Source organism: Streptomyces sp. C (assembly GCF_000158895.1).
GTDB lineage: Bacteria > Actinomycetota > Actinomycetes > Streptomycetales > Streptomycetaceae > Streptomyces > Streptomyces racemochromogenes.
In genome coordinates, this window is record NZ_GG657750.1 from 628274 (window position 1) to 648731 (window position 20458).

The 20458-nt window shown below is 73.4% G+C and carries 20 protein-coding genes and 1 pseudogene; 11 read left to right on the plus strand and 10 right to left on the minus strand.

Going from position 1 to position 20458, the window contains the following annotated elements; all coding sequences use genetic code 11:
* Positions 1–114: 114 nt before the first annotated feature.
* A complete protein-coding gene (locus SSNG_RS41715) occupies positions 115–255 on the minus strand; it encodes a hypothetical protein (protein WP_165364965.1) in 141 nt (46 codons plus the stop codon).
* A 480-nt stretch (positions 256–735) separates the two neighbouring features.
* On the opposite strand from SSNG_RS41715, the gene SSNG_RS02970 reads away from it, so the two are divergent.
* Positions 736–1374 carry an ATP-dependent Clp protease proteolytic subunit gene (locus SSNG_RS02970; RefSeq protein WP_007262311.1) on the plus strand — a complete coding sequence of 213 codons (639 nt, stop codon included), beginning with the start codon at positions 736–738 and terminating at the stop codon, positions 1372–1374.
* 1 nt (position 1375) lies between these two features.
* Entirely contained in the window at positions 1376–1978 is a 603-nt protein-coding gene (locus tag SSNG_RS02975; protein WP_007262312.1) for an ATP-dependent Clp protease proteolytic subunit, read from the plus strand.
* 85 nt (positions 1979–2063) lie between these two features.
* Here SSNG_RS02975 and SSNG_RS02980 read toward each other — a convergent pair whose 3' ends face one another.
* Positions 2064–2495 carry a helix-turn-helix transcriptional regulator gene (locus SSNG_RS02980; RefSeq protein WP_042800452.1) on the minus strand — a complete coding sequence of 144 codons (432 nt, stop codon included), beginning with the start codon at positions 2493–2495 and terminating at the stop codon, positions 2064–2066.
* Positions 2496–2500: 5 nt separating this feature from the next.
* On the minus strand, positions 2501–2920 hold the full coding sequence (locus SSNG_RS02985; RefSeq protein WP_129593278.1) for a hypothetical protein: 420 nt from the start codon (positions 2918–2920) through the stop codon (positions 2501–2503).
* Positions 2921–3235: 315 nt separating this feature from the next.
* On the opposite strand from SSNG_RS02985, the gene SSNG_RS02990 reads away from it, so the two are divergent.
* The 7 genes from SSNG_RS02990 (at position 3236) to SSNG_RS03020 (ending at position 13497) form a co-directional block, all read left to right on the plus strand.
* Positions 3236–5338 carry a serine/threonine-protein kinase gene (locus SSNG_RS02990; protein ID WP_042800454.1) on the plus strand — a complete coding sequence of 701 codons (2103 nt, stop codon included), beginning with the start codon at positions 3236–3238 and terminating at the stop codon, positions 5336–5338.
* Between the two features lie 1502 nt (positions 5339–6840).
* Positions 6841–7056: a DUF6243 family protein gene (locus SSNG_RS02995; RefSeq protein WP_007262316.1), complete on the plus strand. Its 216-nt coding sequence runs from the start codon at positions 6841–6843 to the stop codon at positions 7054–7056.
* 573 nt (positions 7057–7629) lie between these two features.
* Positions 7630–8985, plus strand: a complete 1356-nt coding sequence (locus tag SSNG_RS03000; protein WP_050779529.1) for an MFS transporter — start codon at positions 7630–7632, stop codon at positions 8983–8985.
* Between the two features lie 16 nt (positions 8986–9001).
* Positions 9002–10921: a GAF domain-containing protein gene (locus tag SSNG_RS03005; protein WP_007262318.1), complete on the plus strand. Its 1920-nt coding sequence runs from the start codon at positions 9002–9004 to the stop codon at positions 10919–10921.
* An 86-nt stretch (positions 10922–11007) separates the two neighbouring features.
* Positions 11008–11952, plus strand: a complete 945-nt coding sequence (locus SSNG_RS03010) for an ABC transporter ATP-binding protein (protein WP_007262319.1) — start codon at positions 11008–11010, stop codon at positions 11950–11952.
* Complete coding sequence (locus SSNG_RS03015) at positions 11949–12926, plus strand: ABC transporter permease (RefSeq protein ID WP_007262320.1); 978 nt, start codon at positions 11949–11951, stop codon at positions 12924–12926. Before SSNG_RS03010 ends, SSNG_RS03015 begins: the two co-directional genes overlap by 4 nt.
* 181 nt (positions 12927–13107) lie before the next feature.
* Complete coding sequence (locus SSNG_RS03020; protein ID WP_007262321.1) at positions 13108–13497, plus strand: GntR family transcriptional regulator; 390 nt, start codon at positions 13108–13110, stop codon at positions 13495–13497.
* 138 nt (positions 13498–13635) lie between these two features.
* Here SSNG_RS03020 and SSNG_RS03025 read toward each other — a convergent pair whose 3' ends face one another.
* The 3 genes from SSNG_RS03025 to SSNG_RS03035 all read right to left on the minus strand — a co-directional run bounded on the left by SSNG_RS03025 (position 13636) and on the right by SSNG_RS03035 (position 16375).
* Positions 13636–14013, minus strand: a complete 378-nt coding sequence (locus tag SSNG_RS03025; RefSeq protein ID WP_007262322.1) for a hypothetical protein — start codon at positions 14011–14013, stop codon at positions 13636–13638.
* A 161-nt stretch (positions 14014–14174) separates the two neighbouring features.
* Positions 14175–14969: a class I SAM-dependent methyltransferase gene (locus SSNG_RS03030; RefSeq protein ID WP_007262323.1), complete on the minus strand. Its 795-nt coding sequence runs from the start codon at positions 14967–14969 to the stop codon at positions 14175–14177.
* A 155-nt stretch (positions 14970–15124) separates the two neighbouring features.
* Positions 15125–16375: an MFS transporter gene (locus SSNG_RS03035; protein WP_050779825.1), complete on the minus strand. Its 1251-nt coding sequence runs from the start codon at positions 16373–16375 to the stop codon at positions 15125–15127.
* Between the two features lie 72 nt (positions 16376–16447).
* Between SSNG_RS03035 and SSNG_RS03040 the strand changes: the two genes are divergently transcribed.
* Entirely contained in the window at positions 16448–17203 is a 756-nt protein-coding gene (locus tag SSNG_RS03040; protein WP_007262325.1) for a DeoR/GlpR family DNA-binding transcription regulator, read from the plus strand.
* 49 nt (positions 17204–17252) lie between these two features.
* On the plus strand, positions 17253–18404 hold the full coding sequence (locus tag SSNG_RS03045) for a sulfite oxidase (RefSeq protein ID WP_042800456.1): 1152 nt from the start codon (positions 17253–17255) through the stop codon (positions 18402–18404).
* Between the two features lie 17 nt (positions 18405–18421).
* Here SSNG_RS03045 and SSNG_RS03050 read toward each other — a convergent pair whose 3' ends face one another.
* From SSNG_RS03050 to SSNG_RS03060, 4 genes and pseudogenes are all read right to left on the minus strand, one after another.
* A complete protein-coding gene (locus SSNG_RS03050; RefSeq protein WP_042800457.1) occupies positions 18422–19159 on the minus strand; it encodes an SOS response-associated peptidase in 738 nt (245 codons plus the stop codon).
* Positions 19160–19272: 113 nt separating this feature from the next.
* A pseudogene (locus tag SSNG_RS43400) lies at positions 19273–19365 on the minus strand (pyridoxamine 5'-phosphate oxidase family protein); the annotation flags it as partial.
* A gap of 88 nt (positions 19366–19453) precedes the next feature.
* On the minus strand, positions 19454–19750 hold the full coding sequence (locus SSNG_RS03055) for an SHOCT domain-containing protein (RefSeq protein ID WP_007262328.1): 297 nt from the start codon (positions 19748–19750) through the stop codon (positions 19454–19456).
* Between the two features lie 131 nt (positions 19751–19881).
* A partial coding sequence (locus tag SSNG_RS03060; protein ID WP_007262329.1) for a response regulator transcription factor occupies positions 19882–20458 on the minus strand: 577 nt, incomplete at its 5' end.

Sequence of the window (20458 nt, forward strand, 5' to 3'; positions counted from 1 at the left end):
GACGTTTCCGAGAAGTAGAGACTGCCATCCCCAGCCGCAGTCAGACAGGGGTTTCGGCCACTGGAATCCTTCCCCTCCGCGGCGCCTGCCGGCCTCGGTCGACCAGCGGCCGGCTCACGCGACGCGCTGCTGCTCGGGGTGGCCACGTGCGGGCCGAGCAGGCGGCCGCTGCGAGGACGGGGAGCGCTGCGCCGTTGTGCCACCGACATCGGCCTTGAAGTGCTGAGGTTCGGTCCCGGCGTCCTTGATGGTCATGCTCTTCTCCCGGTCGATGGAGGTGGTACGCGTTCGGGCGCAGGATGTGGCGCCGGGCCAACCCCTTCCAGACTCACGCGGGCGTTGTGACCCGACGCCAGTGACACTCGAGCCGCGCGTTCACGGGCGCCGGGGCGCCGACAACGTCGTAGCGGCCGGGCCGGTAGCCGCCGGCGACCATGCCCCCGCGCCAGGTGGTCTTTCTCGAAGCACGCGCGGACGCCGTGGACCGGGTTCGGCGACGGATCGCGGAAGGGGAGCGCTGGTCCGCGCTCCCCTACCTGCCGTTGGTCTGCAGCCGAAGACGTGGGGCAGATCGTTCGACTCCAGCGTGCGTGACGAGCTGATCGGATTCGACTGGCGGTGCCATGGCGTCGTGTCCGCCCGTGGCGGATCTGCCGGAGGCAGAGGAACGACGTTCGGTGGGTTCCGGGCGGCAAGAGTGGAGTCGACGACATCCCGCCTCGACAAGGAGAAGAGATGACTCCCCTCACCATGCTCGCGCCCCGCGCGGAAGAGGGCGACACGCCGCCCGGCCACTTCGACGACCACCTCGCGGCCAGGCTGCTCGACCAGCGGATCGTCCTCCTCGGCACCCAGGTCGACGAGGTGTCGGCCAACCGGGTGTGCGCGCAGCTGCTGCTGCTGTCGGCACAGGACCCGCGCTCCGACATCAGCCTGTACGTCAACAGCCCCGGCGGGTCGGTCACCGCGGGTCTCGCCATCTACGACACGATGCGGCTCATCCCGAACGACGTCTCGACGCTGGCGATGGGCTTCGCCGCCAGCATGGGCCAGTTCCTGCTCACCGTGGGGACGCCCGGCAAGCGGTTCGCGCTGCCGAACGCGCGGATCATGATGCACCAGCCCTCGGCGGGCATCGGCGGTACCGCCGCAGACGTCGAGATCCAGGCGGAGAACCTCCGGTTCATCAAGAAGGCCGTCGAGCGGATCACCGCCCAGCACACCGGACAGAGCGAGGAGACGATCGCGCGGGACGGCGACCGGGACCGCTGGTTCACGGCCGAACAGGCCAGGGAGTACGGGATGGTGGACCGGGTGGTGGAGTCGCTCGCCGACATCCGCCCGGCCACGCCGCGCCGACGGACGGGGCTGTGACATGGGGTCGTACACGGTTCCCTACGTGATCGAGCGGACCACGCAGGGCGAGCGGTCCTACGACGTCTTCAGCCGGCTGCTGAACGAGCGGATCATCTTCCTCGGCACCGAGATCGACGACGGGGTTGCCAACGTGGTCATCGCGCAGCTCCTGCACCTGGAGTCGGCGAACCCGGAGCAGGAGATCTCGATCTATCTCAACTCACCTGGCGGATCGTTCACTTCGCTGATGGCGATCTACGACACGATGACGTTCGTGCAGGCGCCGATCTCCACCTTCTGCGTCGGTCAGGCCGCGTCCACGGCGGCGGTGCTGCTGGCGGGCGGAGATCCCGGGCGACGGTTCGTGCTCCGGCACGCGCGGGTGCTGCTCGGCCAGCCGGCCAGCGGCGGCCGGCAGGGGACGGTCTCCGACCTCAGCCTCGCGGCCAAGGAGATGGTCCGCATCCGCTCGCAGGTGGAGGAGGTCCTGTCCCGGCACACGCACCACGACGCAGCGACGCTGCGCGCGGACATGGACCGGGAGAAGGTGTTCACCGCCGAGGAGGCCGTGGCCTACGGGCTCGCCGACGAGGTGCTGAGCCGACGGTCCGCGTTCGTCTGAGCCCGCGTCGGCCGTGGCCGAGGGGCGGGGCGAGCCGGCCGGTACGGCGGGCGCGCCCCGTCGTACCGGCCGTATGCCCGGCCGGTCAGGCGGCGAGGCAGAAGCCGTCGTACTGAGCCGGGGGCGACGTGCGGCCCCGGACCCCCCGGCTCCGGGCGTGCCGGGCCAGCTCGTCACCGACGAGCAGGAGCAGGTCGGCGAGGCTGAGCCCGAGGGCCTGGGCGGCGGCCGCGAGGACCTCGGAGGATGCCTCCTTGCGTCCGCGCTCCACCTCCGACAGGTACGGCATCGAGATCCGGGCCGCCTCCGAGACGTCCTTCAGCGTGCGCTCCTGGGCGGACCGCTCGCGCCGGAGCACGGCGCCGACGAGGTCACGCCACAGGGGCTCCCTCGGCGCGTGTGGCCGTGGACCCCCCACGGGTCGCCGCGGGGCGCCGGCCGCCCCGCGGGAACCGGGCGACGGGGCCTGCGGGCGCAGGGGGATGACGCGGGACTCGTTCGGCGCATGAGTACTCACCCCCCTCACCCTAGGGATCCGGGGCGCGGGGGGAAGGGGGTGGCCTTCTGCCCTGGGTGAAGCCGGCCGGTGCAGACACGGGTCCAGCGCTGGTCCTGCTCTCCGCCTGGCCACCAACGGATCGTGATCAGGGAGGCTCGGGCTGCCCGGCAGCGCTCGGAGGCGTTGCGGCTCACGGCACGGCGAAGGCTGGGGGTGGGCCGAAGGGGAGGGGAAGTCGCGGCTTCTCCCCCTCCCTGGCTGAACGAGTCGGGGGCACCGGCGGTCGGCTGGTGGGTGAGCTTGTCGAAGTAGTCGGGGCCGGGCCAGATCAGGCCCAGGATCAGGACCGGACCGCGCGACGTGTCGGCGAGCAGCTCACGCAACCCTGCGGCTATCGCCTCGCCGTGCTGCTCGCTGAGCAGGTAGTGCTGGGCCTCGTTCAACCACACCACGGTGCGCGGACCGACCCGAGCGAGATCAGCGAGCGCGGCCTGCGGCCGCTCCGGGTCGATGGGAACCGACCAGCATCACCAGACGACTGAAACGTCCGACACAAGGTCAGGACATCACCGTGACCCCGAAGAAGACGCCCCGCCGTCGCAACCACCCCGGCTCCGCACGGTCCCGCCGGCGACCGACCTGGGCGTCGGGTTGCCGGGGCCGTCGTGTCGTGGATGAGGAGAATCGGTGCCCTGCCCTGTCCCACACGTTCTCGTGGGCCGGGGCACGGCGGAAGGAATCGCCGTATCGTCTCAGGTGTGATCTACGACACTCCGTGGGTGATTGGCGGCCGCTACCGCGTCATCGAGCACCTGGGCGGGGGCGCCATGGGGCAGGTGTGGCGGGCCCTGGACGAGCGGCTCGACCGCCCTGTCGCCCTCAAGACCGTGGTCCTTCCGTCCGACATGGCCACGGCGGAACAGCTACTCGCCTGGTCGCAGCGTGAAGCCCGCTCGATGGCCCGGGTCAAGCATCCCGGGGTGATCTCGGTCCTGGACGCCGTCGAGTGGCGCGGCACGCCGGTCATCGTCATGGAACTGGTCGAAGGTCCCTCGCTCGACAAGGTGTTGCGCGAGCGCGGGCGGCTGGGGCGGATCGAGGTGATCCGGATCGGGCTGGCGCTCGTGGATGCGCTGGGGGCGGCCCATGCGGTGGGCATCGTGCACCGGGACGTGAAACCGGGGAACGTCCTGTTGGAGGGGGAACGGGTGGTGCTGAGCGATTTCGGGGTAGCTCATCTGCCCGGTGCCACGACGCTGACTTCTCCTCACGGCCCTCCGGGGACGATGTCCTACATGGCTCCTGAACTGTTACGGGGCGGGGCGAGCCGACCCGAGTGCGACCTGTGGTCGCTGGGGGTGATGCTGTACCAGATGTCGGAGGGGCGTCTTCCGTTCGACCCGGAGCGGGGGGCCGCGGGTTTCATCCAGGCCGTCGTCGACGAACCCCCTCTGCCCGTCGTCCACGCCGGGTCCCTGGCACCGCTGCTGCACGGTCTGCTGGAGAAGGACCCGGCCCATCGGTACACCGGCGCCCGAGCCCGTGATGCCCTCCGCTCGCTCGGATCCGGTGGGGGTGACGACAGGTCCGTTGGAGCGCCGGCCACGGCCGGCGGCGACGGGGACGGGGACGGGGACGGTCCGGAGTCCGCATCAAAAGCCCCGCAGCACGGGCCGGCGACCGCGGCGGCCCCCACCGTCTCCGCTGCCGAGCTCCTCCGCCCCGAGGCCCCGGGCGAAGGCTCAACGCATCCGCCGACCGTCGCACCCCGGCCCGGGGCATCCGCGAGGGCGCCCTTGAACACGCCCTTCGACGGGGTCGGCGCACCGGGTGACACCCCGCGCCGGGGCACGGCCTCGCCCCGGCGCCGCCACCTCACCCGCCGGGCGGTGCTGCTCAGCGCCGCCGCGGCCGCGGCCGTTCCCACGGGCATCTACCTCACCCGTTTCCTTCCCCGCCGGCCGATCGCCACGCTGAACGCCCGCAAGGACGGCTTCGGGGCGGGAGAGCTCTACACGGTGGCCTTCAGCCCGGACGGGAAGCTCCTCGCCACCGGAGGCCGTCTGCGCCTGTGGGACGTGGCGTCGCGGGCCATCATCGCCACCCTGAGCGGGCACGTGGTCAACCAGGCCGTGTTCAGCCCCGATGGCGCGATCCTGGCCACGGCCGGTCAGGACGGCACCGCTCGGCTGTGGGACGTAGCCGCCCGCTCCCACCGGGCGACGCTCACCGGACACGACCACGCCGTGGAGGGAGCCGCGTTCAGCCCGGACGGCAGGGTTCTGGCGACGGCGGGCTCCGACGCGACCGTCCGGCTGTGGGACGTCGCCGCCCGAGCCGGCACGGCAACGCTCAAGGGGCACACCCACTACGTCCGTTCGGTCGCCTTCAGCCCGGACGGCCGGACGCTGGCCACGGCCAGCGTGGACGGCACCACCCGACTGTGGGACATGAAGACTCGCACCACCACGGCCGTCCTCGCCATGGAGGGCCAGCACTTCAACGGTGCGGTGTTCAGCCCCGATGGCTCCATGCTCGCCGCCGTGCTGAGCAAGGGCAGGATCCGGCTCTGGGACGCGGGAGGGCGCGCCGTGATCGCCGACCTCGACGCGGACGCGTCCGGGATCCAGGCCCTCGCGTTCAACCGCGACGGCAGCGTGCTCGCGTGTGCCACGAAAGGGGGGTCCGGCACCGCTTCCGTGGGCGTGTGGAACGTGCGGAGACGCGAGAGCGCCGCCGTCCTCAGTGTGGACACCGACGACGTGGCGGGGGTCTCTTCCGTGGCCTTCAGCCCTGACGGCGAGACCCTCGCGGCCGCGGGCAACGACGGCACCGTCCAGCTGTGGAACACCGACGTCTGACGGGGGGGGGGCAGGGAGCCCCCTCACCTGACGGGCGAAAACGAGCCGGCGGTGGTCGTGTGGTGGGGCACACAAGATGGCCCGCGATTGTGATGGCCCGCCACATATGCCGCTGACCTGGGGACTCCTACGTTGTGGCGACACCCGTCGTCCCCGAAGTCCCCTGGAAGTGGAGCACACGGTCTCCCCCGCAACGAGCAGAACGAGTCCGTCCGGCATAGGCAGGATCGTCGCCGCGAGCCTCGTCGGGACCACCATCGAGTGGTACGACAACTCATCCGATCAGAGCTATGACCTTGGTTTTTACCCATACCGAGACGCGGAAGTCAGCACCGAACCAGCACCGGAACATCTCGTGCTGGTTAGACAGGAGCAGCAGGCTGAACCGGAATCGATTGCAAAGCTACCGCCAGGCGGTAAAAGGGTCACTCAGTGCAGCGCACTGCCCCGGTCCCCAACCCTGAACTCTCGACCGTCCCGGGGCTGATGCGCTCCACCTGCCTCGTGTGTCCACACTGGGTAGGCCCGGGTCGACTCCCCCAGCGCGCGAACGAACAGGCCACCCTCGACCTTCCCCGCAGAGGCAGGGCGGCGTGTCGCGCCCCTTCATGACGTTTTCGGCCTTCGGACGATCCCAGTGCTCGCCGGGTTGGCGGCGGCATTCCGGCTCGGTACGCGGAGCTGAACGGACCATCCCCGCGGGCGCGGGGTCGACTCGCGCGGGGCCGTGAGGCACTGGTAGGTCACCGGACCATCCCCGCGGGCGCGGGGTCGACACTTACTGAGCTGGGGGTTTCTCGGTCCAGGTGGCTGTTTTCGTTTAGTCGCTTTTGGCAGCGAGCCGAAAAGATCAGCCCGTCGAAGTTGACGGGCTGCCAGCGGCCGCGGCTTCCGGTTCATACGGCCAGCCTTGTGCGTTGGCGGCAGGTTCGAAGAATAGCCTGACCACTAGCCACGAGACGACTTCGGGATGACCTGCTCCCGCCTCCAGCATCGCCTGGCACGAGCAGCATGTGGGGAACCTCAGATCCCGCCAGGTCCGCGTCGGGCATCGGGGACACGCCGCTGAGCGACGCCACGGCAAACCCGCCGGGGGATGCTGTCGCGAGGCGATATCCGATCTGTCCCAGGCGGTAGCGGCGAGTTGGGTGTTGGCCCCAGCCAGTACGCCCGCAGGGCCGGTAACGTCCATCACCTCGACGCCCTCATAGGTCGTGCTCCGACCTCAACCATGGCGCCCACGAAGGTACCCGCGATGCAGGACCCCGGCACCCGCGGCAGCGGTTCCAGGGGCAGGGAAACGGCTGGTCCAGGCGCTCGCCGAGGGCCCGGCCGGTACTGGGGCGGCGAAATGGTTGGTCTGCGGGGCCGACAGAACCGGGTGCTGCTTTGTCATGTCCCTCCCAGGGCGGGACGGGGCCCCGCTGACGTCCCCCGACGCGCCGCACCCGTCCCCCATCGATGAATCCGTAGACCACTTCACATCACCACCGGGAGAACCCGTGCCCGACAGCAAGAACATCAACAACCCCGTGGGCCAGGGCGGCGGCCACCGCAAGAAGCTGTCCCGCGCCGAACGGCAGAACAACGGTCCGCACCGCAACCTCGACCGCCAGGGCGCCGCCGACCGGAAGGCGGAGCTCGTGCGCAAGATGCGCGAGAAGGCACGCGCGGCCGAGAACGCCGGGCAGGCGGACGACGACACCCCACAGAGCTGACGCACCGCCGCCACAAGGCGACACCGCATGGGGCAGGGCCCCAACCGCTACGCGCGGCCCAGGCCCTGCTGTCGTGCTGGGCGCGGCCGGTCCCGCTCAGCTCTCGCCGGGCTGCTGCAGCAGCAGCGCAGCGCATTCCCCGTGTCCAACCCCGGTAACACCGCAGCTAGTAACTTCCACGCACCTTCACAGCTATCCTCCTCTAGACGCGCCCCTCGGTACCGCACCCCTCAGCATCAGCTCTGGTCTCCGTGACCAGCACCAAACCAGCACCAAACCAGCACCAAACCAGCACCGGAACGATGACGATGGCTGCTGACGTGGGGTTTTGGGTCAGCACCGAACCAGCACGGGAGCCAGCACCGCCCCTTCAAAACGGGCGGAATTCTGCAAATCCGGCGCGATCCGGAGGGGCTTCCTCCGAAGGGGCAATCAGCCAGAGGTGGTCGTGTGGTGGTCCGGCACACAAGGTGGCGGCTGATTGTGATGGTCCTCCACATATGCCGCTGACCTGGGGACTTCTACGTTGTGGCGACAGTCGACGTCCCCGCAGACCCCCTGGAAGTGGTGCACATGGTCTCCCCCGCAGCGAGCAGAACCAGTCCGTCCGGCATACGCAGGATCGTCGCCGCGAGTCTCATCGGGACCACCATCGAGTGGTACGACTTCTTCCTCTACGGCTCCGCCGCCGCCCTGGTGTTCAACACGCTGTTCTTCCCCGCCAGCGACCCCCTCGTCGGGACCCTCCTCGCGTTCCTCACCTACGCCGTCGGCTTCGCCGCGCGGCCGATCGGCGGGGTGGTGTTCGGGCACTTCGGGGACCGGATCGGGCGGAAGCGGTTGCTCGTGGTGAGCCTGTTGATGATGGGCGGGGCCACCTTCGCGATCGGGTTGCTGCCGACGCACGCCGCCGTCGGCGGAGCCGCGCCCGTGCTGTTGACCGTGTTGCGGCTGGTGCAGGGGTTCGCGCTCGGGGGTGAGTGGGGCGGGGCGGTGCTGCTCGTCGCCGAGCACGGGGACGAGCGGCACCGGGGGTTCTGGGCCTCGTGGCCGCAGGCCGGTGCGCCCGGCGGGAACCTGCTGGCCACGGGGGTGCTGGCGCTGCTGGCCACCGTCCAGTCCGACGAGGCGTTCCTGGCGTGGGGGTGGCGGGTGCCGTTCCTGCTGTCGGGGGTGCTGGTGGTGGTCGGGCTGTGGATTCGGGTCTCGGTGTCGGAGTCGCCGGCGTTCCTGGAGGCGCGGGCCCGGGCCGAGGCCGAGGAGGCGGCCGGGGTGCGGCAGCGCCCGCCGGTGGTGGAGGTGCTGCGGTCGGGCCGGCGCGGGGTGCTCACCGCGATCGGGGTCCGGCTCGGGGAGAACGTCTCCTATTACGTGCTGACGGCCTTTCTGCTCGTTTATGTCACCGTGCATCTGCACCTGCCCAAGGGGGACGCGCTGAACGCCGTGCTGATCGGTTCGGCGGTGCACTTCGTGACGATCCCGCTGTGGGGCGCGCTGTCGGACCGGATCGGGCGCAGGGCCGTGACCCTCATCGGGTCGGTCGGGATGGCGGGCTGGGCGTTCGCCTTCTTCGCCCTGCTGGACTCGCGGTCCTTCCCGGTGATCGCCGCCGCCGTGACCGCGGGGCTGCTGCTGCACGGGGCGATGTACGGACCCCAGGCGGCGTTCATCTCGGAGATGTTCGACACCCGCGTCCGCTACTCGGGGGCCTCCATGGGCTCGCAGGTCGCCTCCATCATCGGCGGCGCCCTCGCGCCGATCATCGCGGTGGAGCTGCTCAAGGAGTACGGGTCCTCCGTGCCGGTCTCCGTCTATCTCTGCGCGGCCGCGCTGATCACGACGGTGACCGCGCTGGTCGCCCGGGAGACCCGCGGCCGCAGCCTCGACCGGGCTGCCCGTACGGCCGCGCCCGTCCCCGTCAAGGGCTGACCGGGGCCGCGCCCGTATGCTCACCGGCGTGACCACCGTGACGGAAGGCATACGGGAGCTGCTCGGACTGCTGGCCCAGGGGGCGCCGGCAGAGGAGTTCGCGCGGCCCGCGGCGGCCGCGCGCGCCGCCGGGGTCTCCGGGGCCGAACTGGCCGCCCTGGACGAGGCGACGGGGGTGGCGCTGGAGGTCCACCGGACGCTGGGCCGGCACCGCACCCGCGAGGCGGAGCTGACCGCGCTGTTCGACACCGCCGGGGACCTGGCCGCGCTGCGCGACCTGGACGCGGTACTGCGGGCCATCACGCACCGGGCCAAGCAGCTGCTGCACACGGACGTCACGTACCTCTCGCTGATCGACGAGGCCGCGGGCGACACCTTCATGCGGGTGACCGAGGGCTCGGTGTCGGCCGCCTTCCAGCAGCTGCGCCTGGGCATGGGCGAGGGGCTCGGCGGGCTCGTCGCCCAGACCGCCCGCCCGTACGCCACCGGGGACTACCAGCGCGATCCGCGCTTCCAGCACACCGGGCCCATCGACAGCGCCGTCGGCGAGGAGGACCTGCACGCCATCCTCGGCGTCCCGCTGCGGCTGGGGCCGAAGGTGATCGGGGTGCTCTTCGCGGCCGACCGCAGCCCGCGCGAGTTCAGCCCGCGGGAGGTGGCGCTGCTGTCCTCGCTGGCCGACCACGCCGCCATCGCCATCGACGGGGCCCGGTTGCTGGAGGAGACCCGCCGGGCCCTGGCCGAACTGGGCGCCGCTTCCCGGACCATCCAGGAGAACAGCGACGCGCTGCGCCGGGCGGAGCGGGCGCACGACCGGCTGACCGGCCTCGTCCTGCGCGGCGGCGACGTCGCCGAGGTGGCGGCCGCGATCGGCGCGCTGCTGGAGGGCGGCACCCTGGTCCACGACCCCGAGGGCAGGGAGCTGGCCCGCGCGCAGACCGGGCCCTGCCCGCCGCCGGCCGGGGCCGTGGCCGCGTCCCGGTCCGGTGGCCGGGCCGTCGCGGAGGGCGGCACCTGGGTGTGCGCCGTGCTGGCGGGTCCCGAACTCCTCGGCAGCCTCACGCTGACCGGCCGGCCCGGCCTGGACGAGGCCGGGCGGCGCCTGTTCGAGCGTGCGGCGACGGTCACGGCCCTGCTGCTGCTCCTGGGCCGTTCGGTGGCGCAGACCGAGGACCGGATCCGCGGGGAGCTGCTCGGGGACCTGCTGAGCCCGTCCGCCGATCCGGCGGGCCTGGCCGTGCGGGCCCGCCGGCTGGACGTGGACCTGGCCCGCCCGCACGCCCTCTTCGTCCTGCACAGCGACGGCGCTCCCCGGCCGCGGTTGCTCACGGCCGCCGCGCACCACGCCCGCGAGCGCCGCGGGCTGGCCGGGGTCCATCACGACCACGCCGTGCTGCTGGCCCCTTCCGAGGCGGCCGGCGCCGACGCGGCCCGGCTCGCCGCGGCCCTCGGGCGGAGCGTGGGCGCGCCGGTCACGGTGGGTGCGGCGCGGGCCGGCGACGGCGCGGGCGGGCTGCACGCCGCGCACGCGGAGGCGCTGCGGTGCCTGTCGACGCTGCGGGCGCTGGGCCGGGCCGGTGACGGGAGCACGCTGGCGGACCTCGGGTTCCTCGGGGTGCTGCTGGGCGACCGGGCCGACCTGTCGGGCTTCGTGCGGACCGTGCTCGGGCCGGTGCTGGACTACGACGCCCGGCGCGGCAGCGACCTCGTGGGGACGCTGCGGGTCTACTTCGCGACGGGCATGAGCCAGGCGCGGGCGAAGGAGGTCCTGCACGTGCACGTGAACACGGTGGTACAGCGCCTCGACCGCATCGGCCGGCTCCTCGGTCCCGACTGGCAGTCCCCGGACCGTTCGCTGGAGCTCCAACTCGCCCTGCGCCTGCACCAGGTGTCGGCTCCGGGGACGCCCGCGGCCAAGGGTCCGGCTTCGCCCTGATCACGGCCGGCGCCGTTTGACAGGGCCGCACCCTCACCCCATCATTCCATTACTCATCTAGTGGATTCAGTGAAAAGGGGGAGGCTGTGCGCGACACGACCACTTCCGGCGCGGCCGCCGGCCGATGGGCCCTGGAGGCGCGCGGGCTGGGCAAGAAGTACCGGCGGGGCTGGGCGCTGCGGGACTGCTCCTTCCGGATACCCGCCGGCCGCGTCACCGCCCTGGTGGGGCCCAACGGGGCGGGCAAGAGCACCCTGCTGAGCCTGGCGGCCGGCCTCGCCCGGCCCTCGGCCGGCGACCTGAGGGTCTTCGGCACACCCGCCGGCTCCCGGGCCTCCATGCCGCTGTGGGCCTATCTCGCCCAGGACAAGCCGCTGTTCAAGCGGTTCACGGTGGCGCAGACCCTGCGGCTGGGCCGGGAGCTCAACCCGGGCTGGGACCAGGCGGTGGCCGAGCGGATCATCCGCGCGGGGATGGTCCCGCCGGACGCCCGCGTGGGCGACCTGTCGGGCGGCCAGCGCACCCGCGTGGCCTTCGCGCTGGCCTTCGGCAAACGTCCCGAACTGCTGCTGCTGGACGAGCCGATGGCCGATCTGGACCCGGTGGCCCGCGACGAGATGGGCGCCCTGCTGCTGTCCGAGGCGGCCGAGCACGGGACCACCGTCGTGATGTCCTCCCACCTGCTGAGCGAGATCGAGCCGATGTGCGACTACGTACTCGTGCTCTCCGACGGCCGGGTCCGGATGGCCGGGGAGGCCGACGAGCTGGTCCCCATGCACACCCTGGTCAGCGGGGTGAGCACGGAGACCGGGCCGCCCGCCTCCCTGAACGACCACACCGTCATCGAAGTACGGACCTCGGGGCGCCACTTCACCGCGCTGGTACGGCGCCAGGGCCCGCTGGACGGGGCGTGGCAGCAGGTGGAACCGAGCATGGAGGAGGTGCTGCTCGCCTACCTCCGCTCCCCCGGCGCCCCCGCGCTGCTCTCCCCCACCGCCGCCCCGCTGCACCGAGAGGAGTGCGCGGCATGAGCGCACCGACCGCCACCGCCCCCGCGAGCAGCTCCCGCCCGCGCCGGCTGCGCGGGCTCGCCTGGCTCATGGCACGCCAGCACCGCACCGCCGTGATCACCTGCGCCGCCCTGACGGTCGCCGGAGCGGCCTGGATCGTCTACCAGCGCGCCGCGATGCTGGACGCCCTGCACGCCACCGGCTGGCCGGTCGCCTCCGCCCGCACCGTCGACCGGGCCGCCCACGACCGGGCCACCAGCGACCTGGACTCCTTCGGCAGCACGCTCGCCTTCCTCCCCGTGCTGTTCGGCGTCCTGCTCGGCGCCCCGCTGATCTCCGCCGACCGGGAGCACGGGACAGCCCGGCTGGTCGCCACCCAGTCGGTCCCGCGCGGCCGCTGGCTGGTGGGGAAGCTGTGCTTCGCCCTGGCGCTGGCGGCGGTGCCGTCGGTGGTCCTGAGCCTGCTCTACTCCTGGTGGCTGGAGTCCGTCGGCCCGCTCGCCCCCCGGGACTGGCTGAGCGGCCCGGCGTTCGGGGCCACGGGACCGGTCCTGGCGGCCTCGGCCCTGTTCTGCACCGCGCTCGGCATCACCATCGGCGCCCTGGCCCGCCGGTCGCTGCCGGCGATGGTGGCCACGTTCTTCGCCTCGTACACCGCCCTCCTCGCGGCGGAGCTGCTCCGCGGGCGGCTCGCCACGCCCCGGACGCTCGCCTATCCGCTGGGTTCCGCCCAGCCGGCCGCGCTCGACCACGTGGTGCAGGTGGACCAGTGGGTCGGGACCGCCTCCGGCGAGCTCTACGGCTGGGGGACCTGCGTGCACGACAGTTCGCCGGAGGGCTGCCGGGCCTCGCTGGGCATCGTCAACTCGGTCTGGGAGTACTTCGGACAGGACCAGATGGCGGGCATGCAGTGGACCTCGGCCGGGATCTTCCTGGGGCTGACCGCACTGCTGGTGGGCGCCTTCCTGCGGTGGGCCCGGCACGGGGCGCTCTGAGCCGGACCACCCTCGCGGACGGCCTAGGCTGGAACGTCACCCCCGGAACCCCGGAACCCCGGAACCCCGGAACCCGGGAACCCGGGAACCCGGGAACCCGGGAACCCGGGAACCCGGGAACCCGGGAACCCGGGAACCCGGGAACCCCGTTGGACCGAGAAGCAGCAAGGAGGCGGGCACGGTGGTCGTGTTTCGCATCGAACGCCGCAGCGGCCTGCCCGCCTACCTCCAGATCGTGCAGCAGGTGGAACAGGCCCTGCGCATGGGGGCGCTGGCCGAGGGCGACAAGCTGCCGACGGCGGCGCAGGTCGCGGCCACCACGAAGGTCAACCCCAACACCACGCTCAAGGCCTACCGCGAGCTGGAGCGTTCCGGCCTCGTCGAGGTGCGCCAGGGCTCCGGCACCTTCATCACCCGCTCGCTGGCCACCCCGCAGACGGCGCCGGAGTCCCCGCTGCGCACGGGTCTCGGGGAGTGGATGCGCGAGGCCCGGGAGCAGGGCCTGAGCGCCCGCGACGTGTCGACGCTCTTCGGCGCGGTGCTCGGCGAGTACTACCCGCCCGCCCCCTGAAACAGAGGCAGGCATGGTGCGGCCGGCCCAGTTCCCGGGCGACCGCCTCTCGCGCCGGATCCTGAGGCGCTGACCCCGGTCACTCCGAGCGGCGGCGCCCCCTCCCCCCCCCTCGCACGGGCGGGGCGCCACCGTCGTTCAGTAGGTGTAGCTCAGGCCCGACTTGTACGGGGTCAGCGTCCGCTGGCCCACCACGCCGCGGTACGTGTACCAGCCCCACTTCTTGCACATCGTCTGGTAGCTCAGGGTGTTGTAGGCCCCCGACCCCACCCGGACGCGCGGGTAGATGACGTTGTCGCCCCAGTCCCCGGAGGCGGGGCCGCTGGAATAGGCGTCCACGCCCCAGTACACCCCGACGACGGAGCCGCCGGCCGGGCAGTTCCAGCTGCCGAAGTTGACCCAGACGTTCCCTCCCGTCCAGGCGCTGGCCGGAGCGGCGCTCAGGCCGACGACGCCGAGCGCCATCAGGGAACCCGTCAGCACCGCACGGGATTTACGCAGCAGTGATCCACGCATGTGACCTCCCCGGTCACGGCCGGGTGCCTTCGCACCTCCTGCCGTGCGCAGCAGGCTGCCATATGAGTCACAGGATTGTCTGACTTTCGGCTTGATAACCGTAAAGTCGAACTATTGGATGAAATAAGCCTGTTCGAATCAAGGCTGCCCGCGGCCGCCCTTCAGACGGCCACGGCCGTGGTGACCACCAGCGGCGGCCTCTCGCGTTCCGCCGCCCAGGGGCGGCTGCCGACCAGGTCCGGGTCCGCCGTCTCCCCCGCCTCCGCCACCGTCGGGCGGTGCTGGACCACGTCGCGGAAGCCGGCCCGCTCCAGCAGTCCGGGCAGGAGGCCGACGGGCCAGGCGTGGTTGCGGACCTCCTGCCAGGAACCGTCGGTGCGCCTCAGCCGTACGGTCAGCTCCTGCCCCGGCGCGTACACCGCGCCCGGTTCCCCGATGCGGAGGGAGGCGTACTCCGTGCCGGTGCAGCCCGGGTCCGTGGCCAGCAGGACGAACGGGCCGCCGGGGCGCAGCAGTCGGCGGACCTCCCGGAACACGGCCAGCACGGCTTCCTCGTCCGGGAGCGAGGCGAGCACGTGGCTGCACATGACGGCGTCGGCGGCGCCGTCCGCCAGGCCGGCCACCCGGCCGCCGTCGACCAGGTGGTACTCGGCCGCTCCGGTGTCCGAGGCGCGGGCCAGGGCCAGCATCTCGGGCGAGGTGTCCACCCCCACCACCCGGGCCCCCAGCTGCCGGGCGGCGTGCCCCGCGACCTTGCCGGGGCCGCATCCGTAGTCCACGAGGACCGCCCCGGCGCCGATCCCCCGCCGGGCCAGGGCCCGGAAGACGAACGGGTAGCCGAGCAGCCAGTCCGTGGCCGCCTCCAGCGCGGCGAAGGCCCGCGCTCCCTCACTCCCGGACCAGGCGGCCGCCTCGGCGGCGCCCTGGTCCCCCGAATCCCGCTCCGAGTCGCTCACAGCCCCACTATCGACCCGCGCCGCGTGCCGCGCGGTGCCGCGACACGGCTGCCGGGCCCGCTACCCGCGCTCGGGCCATGGTGCCCCTGGTCGTGGCCGCCGAGGGCGCGGAGCGGGCGGCGGATGACGCGCGAGCTCAAGCGCGCGCTGCGCGGCTACCCCTCGGACACCATCGGCCGGGGCCGGGCCGGAGCCTCCGGCCGCAGCGCGCCGGCGGCGAGGGCCGCGAAGGCGCAGCAGGCCACCGGCAGCAGCAGGGCCGGGCCGAGCGGTACGAGGCGGGTCAGCGGGCCGATCACCGCGGGGCCGGCGAGCATGCCGAGGTAGCCCAGGCCCGCGACCCGGGCGACGTTGGCCCCGGCGGCCTCCGGGTCCGCGTGGCCGGCCGCGCTGAAGAGCTGCGGGACGCAGCCGGAGAGGCCGGCGCCGAAGAGGGTCCAGCCGGCGAGGGCCGCGGGGACGCCGGGCGCGGCCACCGCCAGGGCCAGGCCGGCCGCGGCGAGGGCGGCTCCGTAGCGCAGGACGGCGACCGGTCCGGTACGCGCCGTCAGGCGGTCGGCGAGGAACCGCCCGGCGGTCATGGCGGTGGCGAAGGCCCCGTACGCGAGGGCGGCGGTGGCTGCGGGCGCGCCGAGGGAGCCCTCCAGGTGGAGGGCGCTCCAGTCGTTGGCGACGCCCTCGCAGAGCATCAGCAGGAAGGCGAGTACGGCGAGCGTCCGCACGCGCGGCGAGGACCCGCGGGCGGGGCGCGCGGCCGCGGCACCGGCCGGGACGGGGGCCGGGACGGGGGCCGGGGCGGCGTCCGGGTCCAGCAGGGCGGGGGCGGCGAGGAGCGCGAGGAGGAGGCCGCCGAGGGCGGTGGCCCCGAGGGTGGCGGCGGCCGGGAGGCCGAGGCCCAGGGCGGCGGCGCCGGCGAGGGCGGCGAGGGCGCCGCCGACGGAGAAGACGGCGTGGAAGGCGGACATGACGGGGCGCCCATAGCCGCGTTCCACCTGGACGGCGTGCGTGTTCATGCCGACGTCGAGGCAGCCGTTGCCGAAGCCCAGCAGCAGCAGGGCGGCACCCAGCGAGGGCGCGTCGGACGCCCAGGCGGGCGGTACCAGCGCGAGGGCGCACAGGGCGGCGCCGGCGGGGACGGTCAGCGGCGCGCCGAAGCGGTCGGTGAGCGGTCCGGCCAGCCGCATCCCGGCGAAGGCGCCGGCCCCGAGGAGGAGCAGGAGCCAGCCGAGGAGGGCGTGGTCGGCGCCGGTGTGCTGCCGCACCACCGGGATGTGCACGATCCACATGCCCATGAGGAAGCCGTTGAGGGCGAAGTAGGCGAAGGTGGCGCGCCGTCCGTTCCGCAGGCGTGCGGACGGGGGCGGCCCTTGGAGTCCGAGTCCGGTTCCGTGTGCGATTCGCTGCATGAGATCGAACATAACAAACACATTCGATGTTCGAAACTTGCCTTTCGAACATCGGCGATGTTCAATCCGGGTATGAGTGCAGACCGCCTGAGGCAGATCACCGATGCCGTCCGCGCGAGCGGCAGCCGCAGCGTCACGGAGCTCGCGGAGCTCACCGGCGCCTCCGAGATGACCATCCGCCGCGACCTGGAGGCCCTCGCCGAGCAGGGCGTGCTGGAGCGCTACCGGGGCGGGGCGCGGAGCCTGCTGCTGCGCGGGGAGGAGACGCCCTTCCCGCTGCGCGCCCGCGACGGGCTGGAGGCCAAGCGGCGCATCGCCGCCGAGGTCGCGGCCCTGCTGGCGGACGGGGAATCGGTCGTCCTGGACAGCGGGACCACCTGCCTGGAGGTGGCCCGCGCCCTGCACCACCGCCGGCTCACCGTCGTGCCGCTGTCTCTGCACGCCGCCAACGCCCTCGCCGACGCGCCCCGCATGACGCTGCTGCTGCCGGGCGGAGCGCCGCGCAGGGGCGAGCTCGCCCTCACCGGGCCGCTGACCGAGGCCTCCCTCGCCGCCCTGCGCTTCGACACCGCGGTGATCGGCTGCTGCGGCCTGAGCGCGGAGCACGGCCTGACCGCCTACGACCTGGCCGACGCGGCCGTCAAGCGCGCCGCGATCGCCTCCGCGCGCCGCGTCATCGCCGTCACCGAGTCCGCGAAGCTCTCGCGCACCGCCCTCGCGCACGTGCTGCCCGCCTCCGCGCTGCACGCCGTGGTCACCGACGAGGGGGCGCCGCAGGCCGAGGCCGACGCCCTGGCCGCGGCCGGCGTCACCGTACGGACGGTGTGAGACGTACGCACGCCGGGCGGCCACCGGCCCGGCGCGCGACCATGAGGGGATGGACGAAGCGCCCCTGAACGGCGTCAGCACCCCCGGGCGGGTGGCGGCCGAGGGCGAGGGCATCAGCATCGAGGAACTGGCCCTCGCCGCCCGCAACCACGGCCTGCCGCTGGAGGCGCTGCGGTACGAGGTCACGCCGCCCGGGCTGCACTACGTCCTGGTCCACTACGACATCCCCGACGCCGGCCCCGGCCCCGGCGCCGACGGCTGGCGGCTCGGCGTCGGCGGCCGGGTGCGGACTCCGCTGTCGCTGGACCTGGCCGCCCTGCGGGCCCTGCCGGGCGTCACCCGCCGGGTCACGATGGAGTGCGCGGGCAACGGGCGGGCACGGCTGACGCCCCGGCCGGTGAGCCAGCCGTGGCTGGTCGAGGCCGTGGGCACCGCCGACTGGACGGGGGTGCCCCTGCGGACCGTGCTCGCGGAGGCCGGGGTGCTGCCGGAGGCGGTGGAGGCGGTGTTCACCGGCGCCGACCACGGGGTGGAGCGGGGCGTGGAACAGGACTACCGGCGCAGCCTGCCCCTGCACGTCGCCGCCGGGACGGACCCCGAGGTGCTGCTCGCGTACGCGATGAACGACGCGCCCCTGCCGCCGCAGCACGGCTTCCCGCTGCGGCTGGTGGTGCCGGGCTGGTACGGCATGGCCCACGTGAAGTGGCTGCGGGACATCACCCTGGCCGACGGGCCCTTCACCGGCTTCCAGCAGGCCGTGGCCTACCGCTACCGGCGCACCGCCGAGGACCCCGGCGAGCCGGTGACCCGGATCGCGCCGAGGGCGCTGATGGTCCCGCCGGGGTTCCCCGACTTCATGTCCCGCGTCCGGGTGGTGCGGCCGGGGCAGGTGCGGCTGGAGGGGCGCGCCTGGTCGGGGTACGGGCCGGTGACCCGGGTCGAGGTGAGCGGCGACGGGGGCCTTACGTGGGCGGACGCCGAGGTGGCGGCGCGGGAGCCGGGCGGCTGGGCGTGGCAGGCCTGGAGCGCCCCGTGGACGGCCGTTCCCGGCAGCCACACGCTCGCGGTCCGCGCCACGGACGCGGCCGGCCGCGCCCAGCCCCTCGAACAGCCCTGGAACCGCGGGGGCTTCGGCAACAACCTCGTTCAACGGGTGCCGGTGGTGGTGCTGCCGGGGGACGGCGACCGGAGCTGCGGCTAGAATCGGGGGCCGCCGGTTCAGGAGGGGCGGGCGTCTTCGAGGAGTTCGGGGCCGTTGTTGCGCACGTTGTTGACCGCCGTGTTCACCGCGCGGGCCGTCAGCCGGCCTCCGGCGGGGGTGGCGAGGAGGGCCCGCAGGGCGTCGGGGTCCTGGTGGGCGGGGTCGAGCCAGGCGTCGAAGTCGGCGGGGGCGAGGGCCAGGGGCATCCGGGGGTGGACGCGGCCGGCGGCGTCGGTGGCCTCGGTGGTGATGACGGTGCAGGTCGCCCACCAGGCGGCCGGGTCGTCCCCGTCGCTGACGGCGGGGTCGCGCCAGAACTCGTACAGGCCCGCCATCGCCATCACCGTGCCGTCCTCGGGGCTGATGAAATAGGGCTGCTTGTACGCCTTCGCGGACCCGGCGGCGGGGACGGCCTCCCATTCGTAGAAGCCGTCGGCGGGCAGCAGGCAGCGGCGCTTGGCGAAGGCCCGGCGGTAGGCCGGCTTCTCCCCCACCGTCTCGACCCTGGCGTTGATCATCCTGGCCGCGCCCTCCGGCCCCTTCGACCAGGACGGCACCAGCCCCCACCGCAGCGCCCGCAGCTGCCGTTCCAGGACCCCGCTGTCCCGGTCGGCGCGCTCCAGCACCGCCCACACCGGATCCGTCGGGGCGACGTTCCAGCTGGGCGGCAGCACCAGGTCGGGGGCGGGAGCGGGGACCTGGAAGAGCCCCGCCAGGTCCTCGGGACCGCGGGTGGAGACGTATCGGCCGCACATGCCCTCCAGCCTGCCACGCGGGCCGGACGCGGGGGTGCCGGGCGGGGCCGGGTGTGTCAGCTGTACGGGTCGGTCCGCGCGTACGCGGGGCCGTAGTAGTGCTCCAGCTCCTCCAGCGGGGGCCGGTGGCCCTTGACGGTCATCGTGTCGAAGAACGGGCCGTCGCGCAGCAGCCGGGCCCGGCCGTTGACGCGGAGGGTGTCCCCCGGCCGGGGACCGGGAACCCCTGGTCCCGTGCGACTGCCTCGTGATCATTTCACGGGTCCGGGAGCCGCCCCCGTGCAGGGCGGGGGCTCAGGCGGCGCCGTCCTTGAGGGAACGGCCGAACTGCTCGTCCAGGACCGACAGCCGGCGCCAGTACTCGTCCTCGTCGATCTCGCCGGAGGCGAAGCGGCGTCCCAGGACCGCGAGCGGCGAGTGCGCCCCGTACGCGGCTCCCCGGTCGGACCGCCGGGGACCGGGGCGGCCCCCGCGCCAGACGGTGCGGCGCAGCACGGTGACGACCGTGAGCACGACCGCCGCCCAGATCAGGGGGAGGAAGAGGATCCAGGGGCCGGGCACGTCGAAGGCGAGGGTGGTGAAGGTGTCCATCTCGGTTCAGCTCCTCGGAGGGTGGGCTTCTCCTTGCTGCTCCGAGACTGGCTCCGGGAAGGGTTCCGGGTCGTCGTACGGCCGGCTGCTCTCCGGGTACTCCCGTGGGAGTACCCCCGCCGGGGTGGGGGTCAGCCGAGCCAGCCGGGGCGGACCAGGCCCGTCTCGTAGGCGAGGACGACGAGCTGGGCGCGGTCGCGGGCGCCGAGTTTGACCATCGTCCGGCTGACGTGCGTCTTCGCGGTGAGGGGGCTGACGACCAGGCGGCGGGCGATCTCCTCGTTGGACAGGCCCGTGCCGACCAGGGCCATGACCTCGCGCTCGCGGTCGGTGAGCCGCTCCAGCCCCTCCGCGGGGGCCGGGCGGCGGGAGCGGGCGGCGAACTCCGCGATCAGGCGGCGGGTGACCCCGGGGGAGAGCAGCGCGTCCCCTTCGACCACGGCCCGTACCGCGCGCAGCAGTTCCTCCGGTTCGGTGTCCTTGACCAGGAAGCCGGAGGCTCCGGCGCGGATCGCCTCGAAGACGTACTCGTCGAGCTCGAAGGTGGTGAGCATGACCACCCGGACGTCGGCCAGGTCCTGGTCCGCGCTGATCGCGCGGGTGGCGGCGAGACCGTCGAGGAGCGGCATGCGGATGTCCATCAGGACGACGTCGGGGCGCAGCTCGCGGGCGAGGCGGACGGCCTGCGCCCCGTCGGCCGCCTCGCCG